This is a genomic window from Pseudomonas sp. 2VD (assembly GCF_005503585.1).
Taxonomy (GTDB): Bacteria; Pseudomonadota; Gammaproteobacteria; order Pseudomonadales; family Pseudomonadaceae; genus Pseudomonas; species Pseudomonas aeruginosa.
This window is the reverse complement of the sequence record NZ_SCND01000274.1, coordinates 1-8535: the sequence shown is the minus strand read 5'-3', so window position 1 is coordinate 8535 and position 8535 is coordinate 1. Positions and strand designations below refer to the sequence as shown.

At 67.5% G+C, this 8535-nt stretch carries 6 protein-coding genes and 2 pseudogenes; 1 reads left to right on the top strand and 7 read right to left on the bottom strand.

Annotation, left to right across the window (positions count from 1 at the left end; translation table 11 throughout):
* The 5 genes and pseudogenes from liuD to liuR form a co-directional block, all read right to left on the bottom strand.
* Positions 1-1055, bottom strand: a pseudogene (gene liuD / locus FFS27_RS23790) (methylcrotonyl-CoA carboxylase subunit alpha); the annotation flags it as partial.
* Positions 1052-1849 (bottom strand): gamma-carboxygeranoyl-CoA hydratase, encoded by a 798-nt coding sequence (locus FFS27_RS23785; RefSeq protein ID WP_003088598.1) that lies wholly within the window; start codon positions 1847-1849, stop codon positions 1052-1054. The gene FFS27_RS23785 and the pseudogene liuD, both read right to left, overlap by 4 nt.
* Before the next feature lie 13 nt (positions 1850-1862).
* On the bottom strand, positions 1863-3470 hold the full coding sequence (gene liuB / locus FFS27_RS23780; protein WP_003100387.1) for a methylcrotonyl-CoA carboxylase subunit beta: 1608 nt from the start codon (positions 3468-3470) through the stop codon (positions 1863-1865).
* A 121-nt stretch (positions 3471-3591) separates the two neighbouring features.
* Positions 3592-4755: an isovaleryl-CoA dehydrogenase gene (gene liuA / locus FFS27_RS23775; protein ID WP_003088600.1), complete on the bottom strand. Its 1164-nt coding sequence runs from the start codon at positions 4753-4755 to the stop codon at positions 3592-3594.
* A gap of 48 nt (positions 4756-4803) precedes the next feature.
* Positions 4804-5208, bottom strand: a complete 405-nt coding sequence (gene liuR, locus FFS27_RS23770) for a liu genes transcriptional regulator LiuR (RefSeq protein WP_021264697.1) — start codon at positions 5206-5208, stop codon at positions 4804-4806.
* A gap of 192 nt (positions 5209-5400) precedes the next feature.
* Here liuR and FFS27_RS23765 point away from each other — a divergent pair, with 192 nt between their 5' ends.
* Entirely contained in the window at positions 5401-6330 is a 930-nt protein-coding gene (locus FFS27_RS23765; RefSeq protein ID WP_003088602.1) for an SdiA-regulated domain-containing protein, read from the top strand.
* A 22-nt stretch (positions 6331-6352) separates the two neighbouring features.
* Here FFS27_RS23765 and FFS27_RS23760 read toward each other — a convergent pair whose 3' ends face one another.
* Together FFS27_RS23760 and mexY are read right to left on the bottom strand one after the other, a co-directional pair.
* Positions 6353-6571, bottom strand: a complete 219-nt coding sequence (locus FFS27_RS23760) for a hypothetical protein (RefSeq protein WP_003110687.1) — start codon at positions 6569-6571, stop codon at positions 6353-6355.
* Positions 6571-8535, bottom strand: a pseudogene (mexY, locus tag FFS27_RS23755) (multidrug efflux RND transporter permease subunit MexY); the annotation flags it as partial. The pseudogene mexY and the gene FFS27_RS23760, both read right to left, overlap by 1 nt.

Genomic DNA, 8535 nt, shown 5'->3' with positions numbered 1-8535 from the left:
CCCTCGGGGTCTTCCGCGTAGAGCCGCACTTCGATGGCGTGGCCGTTCAGCGGCACCTGTTCCTGTGTCAGCGGCAGCGCCTCGCCGCGAGCGACGCGGATCTGCCAGGCGACCAGGTCGAGGCCGGTGATGGCCTCGGTGACCGGATGTTCCACCTGCAGGCGGGTGTTCATTTCCATGAAGAAGAACTGGCCGCGTTCGTCGAGGAGGAATTCGACGGTACCGGCGCCAACGTAGCCGATCGCCTGCGCCGCGCGTACCGCGGCCTCGCCCATGGCCCGGCGCAGTTCCGCGCCGAGACCGGGGGCGGGGGCTTCCTCGACGACCTTCTGGTGGCGGCGCTGGATCGAACAGTCGCGTTCGTTGAGGTACAGGCAGTGGCCATGGCTGTCGGCGAATACCTGGATCTCCACGTGGCGCGGCTTCAGCAGGTATTTCTCCACCAGCATCCGCGCGTCGCCGAAGGCGGCCTTGGCCTCGCGCTGGGCGGAGGAAAGGGCCTCGGCCAGCTCGGCCTCGCGCTCCACCACCTTCATGCCCTTGCCGCCGCCGCCAGCGGCGGCCTTGAGCAGCACCGGGTAGCCGATGCGCCCGGCTTCCCGGCGGAAAGTCTCGAGGTCCTGGGCTTCGCCGTGGTAGCCGGGCACCAGCGGCACGCCGGCTTCTTCCATCAGCGCCTTGGCCGCCGACTTGCTGCCCATGGCGTCGATGGCCGCCGCCGGCGGTCCGAGGAAGAGCAGGCCGGCTTCCTCGCAGGCGCGGGCGAAGTCGGCGTTCTCCGAGAGGAAGCCGTAGCCGGGGTGGATCGCCTGGGCGCCGCTGGCGAGGGCGGCGGCGATGATCCTGTCGCCGCGCAGGTAGCTGTCGGCGGGCTTGGCGCCGCCCAGGTCGACGGCGATGTCGGCTTCGGCGACGTGGCGGGCGTGGCGGTCGATGTCGCTGTGCACGGCGACGCTGCCGATGCCGAGGGCGCGCGCGCTGCGCATCACCCGGCAGGCGATCTCGCCGCGGTTGGCGACCAGGATGCGCTGGATGCTGCGGTAGTCCGGGTTCATGCGTCGTTTCTCCAGGCGGGCGTGCGTTTCTCCAGGAAGGCGCGCAGGCCTTCCTGGCCTTCCGGGCTGATGCGGATGCGGGCGATGGCCGCCTCGGTGTAGCGGCGCAGCGCCGGGCTCAGCTCGGCGGCCTCGACCTCATGGTAGAGCGCCTTGCAGGCCACCAGGGCGCGCGGGCTGTTTTGCAGCAGGTTGGCGATCCAGGCCTCGGCCTGGCTTTCCAGTTCGGCGGCGGGACAGCTTTCGCTGAGCAGGCCCAGTTCGCTGGCGCGGCGTCCGTCGAAGCGCTCGGCGGTCAGCGAATAGCGCCGCGCGGCGCGCTGGCCGATGGCCTTGACCACGAACGGGGCGATGGTCGCCGGGATCAGGCCGATGCGTACCTCGGACAGGCAGAAGGTCGCGTCGTCGCTGCCGATGGCCATATCGCAGCAACTGACCAGGCCGACCCCGCCGCCGAACACCGCGCCCTGGACCACCGCCAAGGTCGGCTTGGGCAGGTTGTAGAGATGGGTCATGAGTTCGGCGATGCGCTGGGCGTCGGCCAGGTTGCCCTGGTAGTCGAGGTCCACCGACTGCTGCATCCAGGCCAGGTCGGCACCGCCGCAGAAGTGCCGGCCACGGCCGCGCAGCACCAGCAGGCGGACCTGCGGGTCGCTGCCGACGCGATCGATGGCCTGCAACAGTTCGTCGATCACGACGGCATTGAAGGCGTTGTTCTTTTCCGCCCGGTCCAGCCACAGGGTGGCTACGCCGCGCGGGTCGATCTCAAGCTGGATGGTCTGGAATTCGCTCATGCTGGTCTGCTCGTCACATGCGGAACACGCCGAAGGCGGTCGGCTCGATGGGGGCGTTGAGGGCGGCGGAAAGCGCCAGGGCGAGCACCTCGCGGGTCTGCGCCGGATCGATCACGCCGTCGTCCCACAGTCGCGCGCTGGAGTAGTAGGGATGGCCCTGGTGCTCGTACTGCTCGAGGATCGGCGCCTTGATCTTCGCCTCCTCTTCGACGCCGAGCTGCTGGCCGGCGCGCTCGGCCTGCTCGCGCTTGACCTGGGCGAGCACCCCGGCGGCCTGTTCGCCGCCCATTACGCCGATCCTCGCGTTCGGCCACATCCACAGGAAGCGCGGGTCGTAGGCGCGTCCGCACATGCCGTAGTTGCCGGCGCCGAAGCTGCCGCCGATCAGCACGGTGAACTTCGGCACCCGCGCGCAGGCCACCGCGGTCACCAGCTTGGCGCCGTGCTTGGCGATGCCGCCAGCCTCGTACTTCTGGCCGACCATGAAACCGGTGATGTTCTGCAGGAACAGCAGCGGGATGCCACGCTGGCAGGCCAGTTCGATGAAGTGCGCGCCTTTCTGCGCAGCCTCGGCGAAGAGGATCCCGTTGTTGGCCAGGATGGCGATCGGATAGCCGTGCAGGTGGGCGAAGCCGCAGACCAGGGTGGTGCCGAACAGCGCCTTGAACTCGTCGAACTCGGAGCCGTCCACCAGCCGTGCGATCACTTCGCGCACGTCGTAGGGCTGCTTGCTGTCGGCGGGAATCACCCCGTACAGCTCCTCGGCGGGGTACAGCGGTGCGCGCGGCGCACGGCATTGCAGCTGGCCCTGCTTGCGCCAGTTGAGGTTGGCGACGCAGCGGCGAGCGATGGCCAGGGCGTGGTCGTCGTCCTCGGCATAGTGGTCGGCGACCCCGGAGACCTTGCAGTGCACGTCGGCGCCGCCAAGTTCCTCGGCGCTGACCACCTCGCCGGTAGCGGCCTTCACCAGCGGCGGCCCGGCGAGGAAGATGGTGGCCTGTTCGCGCACCATCACGGTTTCGTCGGACATCGCCGGCACGTAGGCCCCGCCGGCGGTGCAGGAGCCCATCACCACGGCGATCTGCGGGATGCCGCGGGCACTCATGTTGGCCTGGTTGAAGAAGATCCGGCCGAAGTGCTCGCGGTCGGGGAACACCTCGTCCTGGCGCGGCAGGTTGGCGCCGCCGGAGTCCACCAGGTAGATGCATGGCAGGCGGTTTTCCAGGGCGATGGCCTGGGCCCGCAGGTGTTTCTTCACGGTCAGCGGATAGTAGGTGCCGCCCTTCACCGTGGCATCATTGCCGACGATCATGCATTCCACCCCTTCGACCCGGCCGATCCCGGCGACGATGCCGGCGGCGGCGACCTCTTCGCCGTAGACCTCATGGGCGGCGAGGGCGGAAAGCTCGAGGAACGGCGAGCCGGGGTCGAGCAGGCGGTTGATGCGTTCGCGCACCAGCAGCTTGCCGCGCGCGCTGTGCCGGGCCTGGGCGGCGCTACCGCCGCCTTCGTGGATGCGGCCGAGGAGGGTGCGCAGGGCGTTGACCTGTTCCAGCATGGTCGCGGCGTTGGCCGCGAACTCGGCGGAGCGTGGATTGATCTGGGTGTGCAGGATGGCCATGGCGGTGGCTCCGTGTCGAGGTGGGCGGAGCGGTTGGCGCCCGCTCCCGACCTGGCGATGCGCCTGTCGATGCAATGGAATGCCCTCTCCCTGGCGGAAAAGGGCCGGGGAGAGCGAGGCTTCAGCGGGTTTCGTTGAACAGCTCGCGGCCGATCAGCATGCGGCGGATCTCGCTGGTGCCGGCGCCGATCTCGTAGAGCTTGGCATCGCGCAACAGGCGGCCGGTGGGAAACTCGTTGATGTAGCCGTTGCCGCCGAGGATCTGGATCGCGTCCAGGGCCATCTGGGTGGCGCGCTCGGCGCTGTAGAGGATCACCCCGGCGGCGTCCTTGCGGGTCGTCTCGCCGCGGTCGCAGGCGGCGGCCACGGCGTACAGGTAGGCGCGGCTGGCGTTGAGGGCGGTGTACATATCGGCCACCTTGCCCTGGACCAGCTGGAATTCGCCGATGCTCTGGCCGAACTGGCGGCGGTCATGGATGTACGGCACCACCACGTCCATGCACGCCTGCATGATTCCCACCGGGCCGCCGGAAAGCACCACGCGCTCGTAGTCGAGGCCGCTCATCAGTACCTTGACCCCGCCGTTGACCGCGCCGAGGACGTTCTCCTCGGGCACCTCGACGTCCTGGAAGATCAGTTCGCAGGTGTTCGAGCCGCGCATGCCCAGTTTGTCCAGCTTCGGCCCGCGGCTGAAGCCTTTCCAGTCGCGTTCGACGATGAACGCGGTGATCCCGTGCGCGCCCTTGTCCGCGTCGGTCTTGGCGTAGATCACATAGGTATGGGCGTCGGGACCGTTGGTGATCCACATCTTGCTGCCGTTGAGAACGAAGCGGTCGCCGACCCGGTCCGCGCGCAGCTTCATCGAAACCACGTCGGAACCGGCGTTGGGTTCGCTCATCGCCAGCGCACCGATGTGTTCGCCGGACACCAGGGCCGGCAGGTAGCGGGCCTTCTGTTCGGCGTTGCCGTTGCGCTTGATCTGGTTGACGCAGAGGTTGGAATGCGCGCCATAGGAGAGCGCCACCGAGGCCGAGGCCCGGCTGATCTCTTCCATGACCACGGCGTGGGCCAGGTAGCCCAGCGCCGAACCGCCGTACTCCTCGTCGACGGTGATGCCGAGCAGGCCCATCTCGCCGAACTTGCGCCACATGTCCATGGGGAACTGGTTGTCCTGGTCGATCTGCGCGGCGCGCGGCTGTAGTTCGGCGGTGACGAAGCCGCGGACCTGGTCGCGGAGCATGTCGATGGTTTCGCCGAGGGCGAAGTTGAGGCTGGGATAGGTCATGCTTTCACCTGTAATTGTGCTTGTCCGGTTTAAAGCTTCGAATTAGGTTTATGTTGCAACTGTTTGTTTGTTATAGCTTTTGACCAGCGCAGCTCGACAGCGCTCCTCGGCAGTATCCAGTTCCAGCTGCATCTGTTCGATGTCCAGCAACTGTTGTTCCAGCTGGGCGCGGCGCTCGGCGATCTTCTCCAGCATGGTGTTCAACTGCTTCTGGTTGCCGCTGCTCGGGTCCGGGTCGTAGAGCTCGATCAGCTCGCGGCATTCGGCGAGGGAAAAACCGATGCGCTTGCCGCGCAGGATCAGCTTCAGGCTGACCTTGTCGCGCGGCGAATAGATGCGTTCCTGGCCGCGTCGCTCGGGGGAGAGCAGGCCTTGCTCCTCGTAGAAGCGGATGGCGCGGGTGGTGATGTCCAGTTCGCGGGCGAGATCGGAGATGGTGTAGGTGGTGGACATGCGCAGGCACCTGCTTGTTTACCTTTACGTTAACGTAAAGCTGCACCGAAATCCTGTCAACGCCTGGAACGGGGGAAAAATGACAGCCGTGAAAGATACTTGTCAGAAATATTTAATCGGCGCCTCATGAAAGGGCACGGATGGCTCTGTTCTGCTTCGCCGAACACTGTGTTTCTCGGAGGAGTCGTAACGATGAGTCGGCTGATGACCTACAGGACGCTGCTGGCTTGCCTGCTCGCCGCGTTGCTTGCGCTGCTGGTGGCGGGTCAGCAGCAGCGCGCGTTCGAGCGCATCTGGTTCAAGCTGGAGCAGCGCTACGGCGGCGATGTTGCGCGCGAGAACGCCCTGCGCCTGGCCGACTATCGGGTCGATATCGAAGCCCGCGTGCTGGGCGCGGAGTCCAACGTCTCGGCGCTGTCCTTCGACCCCAGCCGGCGCAGCCTGGTCAGCGTGACCAACCAGGACCCGCATTTCCTCGAGCTGTCGCTGGACGGCGAATTGCTGCGACGCATCCCCCTGCGCGGTTTCCAGGATCCGGAGGCTATCGAGTACATCCGGCCCGGCGTCTACGTGGTCGCCGAGGAGCGTCGCCAACGCCTGGTAGAGATCCATGTCGACGCCGACACCCGGGTGATCGACATCGACGATCCGCGCAACGCCCGGAAGTTCTCCCTGGGCAGTGCAAACAAGCGCAACAAGGGCTTCGAGGGGTTGGCCTACGACCCGCTGCGCGAGCGCCTGTTCGTGGCCCGGGAAAAGGCGCCGGTGGGCATCATCGAGGTAAACGGCTTCTTCAACGACCGCGGCGAGGCGCTCGACCTGAGCGTCGGCGGCGACCCGCAGCGCGATCGCGGGTTGTTCCTCACCGATCTGTCGAGCCTCTACTACGACAAGGCCAGCGATCACCTGCTGGTGCTTTCCGACGAGTCGCGGGTGGTCATCGAACTGGATCGCGCCGGGGATCCGCTCGGCAGCCTGACCCTGCGTGGCGGCAACCATGGCCTGACGGACGACGTGCCGCAGGCCGAAGGGTTGGCGATGGACGACCGGGGCAGCCTGTACGTGGTCAGCGAGCCGAACCTGTTCTACCGCTTCAGCCGAGCGCTGCCGGCGGCCGACTAGGGCGGGAAAAGGACGGCGGAATTCAGGCTTGCGCGCCGGATAGCGCCGGCGCGTAGCCGATCATCTGTCGCAGCAGCGGGTCGGTGAACTGCTGTTGCCAGTCGTCCAGCTTGCCCCGAAGGTCGGGGCCGTTGGCCGGAACGATGGGGGCCGCGCGCGGCTGGCGAGGCGTCGGCGGGCAGGCGCCGAGCAGCCCGACGCACAGTGCCAGGGTGGGGAGCGAGAGTTTCGCTAGGGGCATCAGGCTTGCTCCGTGGGGATCTGGGGCGAGTTGCCGGTGCGCGGCGCCTTGCGCAACCGGAACAGGCGCCCGACCACCAGGAAGAACAGCGGTACCAGGAACACCGCGAGTACCGTGGCGGTGACGATCCCGCCGAGCACCCCGGTGCCGATGGCGACCTGGGCGCCGGAACCGGCGCCGCTGGAGAGCGCCAGCGGGACCACGCCGAAACCGAACGCCAGCGAGGTCATGACGATCGGTCGCAGGCGCAGGCGCGCGGCCTCCAGGGTCGCCTGCAGCAGGCTCATGCCTTCCTGGTAATGGTCCTTGGCTACCTCGATGATGAGGATGGCGTTCTTCGCCGAGAGGCCGATGATGGTGATCAGGCCGACCTTGAAGTAGATGTCGTTGGGCAGGCCGCGCAGGCTCACCCCGAGCAGTGCGCCGAGCACGCCCAGCGGCACCACCAGGATCACCGCCAGCGGGATCGACCAGCTTTCGTAGAGGGCGGCCAGGGCGAGGAACACGATCAGCACCGAGAGGGCGAACAGCGCTGGCGCCTGGGCGCCGGACAGGCGTTCTTCGAAGGACTGGCCGGACCACTCGTGGGCGATGCCCTCGGGCAGGCCCTGCATCAATTGCTCCATCGCCTGCATGGCTTCGCCGCTGCTGTAGCCCGGCGCGGCCTGGCCCTCGAGGTTGAACGAGGGATAGCCGTTGTAGCGGGTCAGTTGCGGCGGGCCGAGGGTCCAGGCGGCCTTGGCGAACGTCGCCAGCGGGACCATCTCGCCCTGCTCGTTGCGCACGTGAAGCCGGCCGATGTCGTCGATGCCCAGGCGCTTGGCGCCGTCGGCCTGGACCACCACCTTGCGCACCTGGCTGCCGTGCATGAAGTCGCCGATGTAGTCCGAGCCGAACATCACCGCCAGGGTGGTGTTGATCTCGTCCATGCTCACGCCGAGGGTCTCCGCCTTGCGTCGGTCGATGTCCAGGCGGATCTGCGGCGCCTCGCCCTGGCCGGCGAACATCACGTTGGCCAGACGCGGGTCCTCGGCGGCGCGCGCCAGCAACTGGTCGCGGGCCTTGACCAGGGCCTCGTAGCCAACCCCGCCACGGTCCTGCAGGCGGAAGTCGAAGCCGCTGGTGGAACCCAGGTCCGGCAGCGGCGGCGAGTTCATCGCATACACCGTACGGTTGGGCAGGCCGGCGAAGCGCTGGTTGATGCGCTCGACGATGGCGCCGACGTGCTGGCTGGCCTCCCGGCGTTCCGACCAGTCCTTCAGGGTGGCGAAGATCATCGCCGAGCTGGTGCCGTCGCCGTACAGGCTGAAGCCGCCGACCGCATAGGCGTAGGCCACCGGTTCGTGCTCCGCCAGGTAGCGCTCGACGTCGCCGACGTTGGCCATGGTCTCCGCCATCGGCGTGCCTTCGGGCTGCATCACCATGATCATGAAGTCGCCCTGGTCCTCTTCCGGCAGAAACGCCTGCGGCAGGCGCACGAAGAGCAGGGCGACCACGCCGATGACCAGGGCGTAGACCAGCATCCAGCGGACCGGCCGGGCGAGGATGCCGGCCACCGCGTTGCGGTAGCGTCCGGTCAGGCGCAGGAAGGCGCGGTTGAACCAGCCGAAGAAGCCGCGCTTCTCATGGTGGTCGGCGTCGATCGGGCGCAGCAGGGTGGCGCACAGGGCCGGGGTCAGCGACAGCGCGAGGAACGCCGAGAAGCCGATGGAGACCGCCAGGGTCACCGCGAACTGGCGGTAGATGTTGCCCACCGCGCCGCTGAAGAACGCCATCGGCACGAATACCGAGACCAGCACCACGGTGATGCCGACGATGGCACCGCTGATCTGGCGCATCGCCTTGACCGTGGCGTCGTGCGGCGACAGGCCTTCCTCGGCCATCAGCCGCTCGACGTTCTCCACCACGATGATCGCGTCGTCCACCAGGATGCCGATCGCCAGGACCATGCCGAACATGGTCAG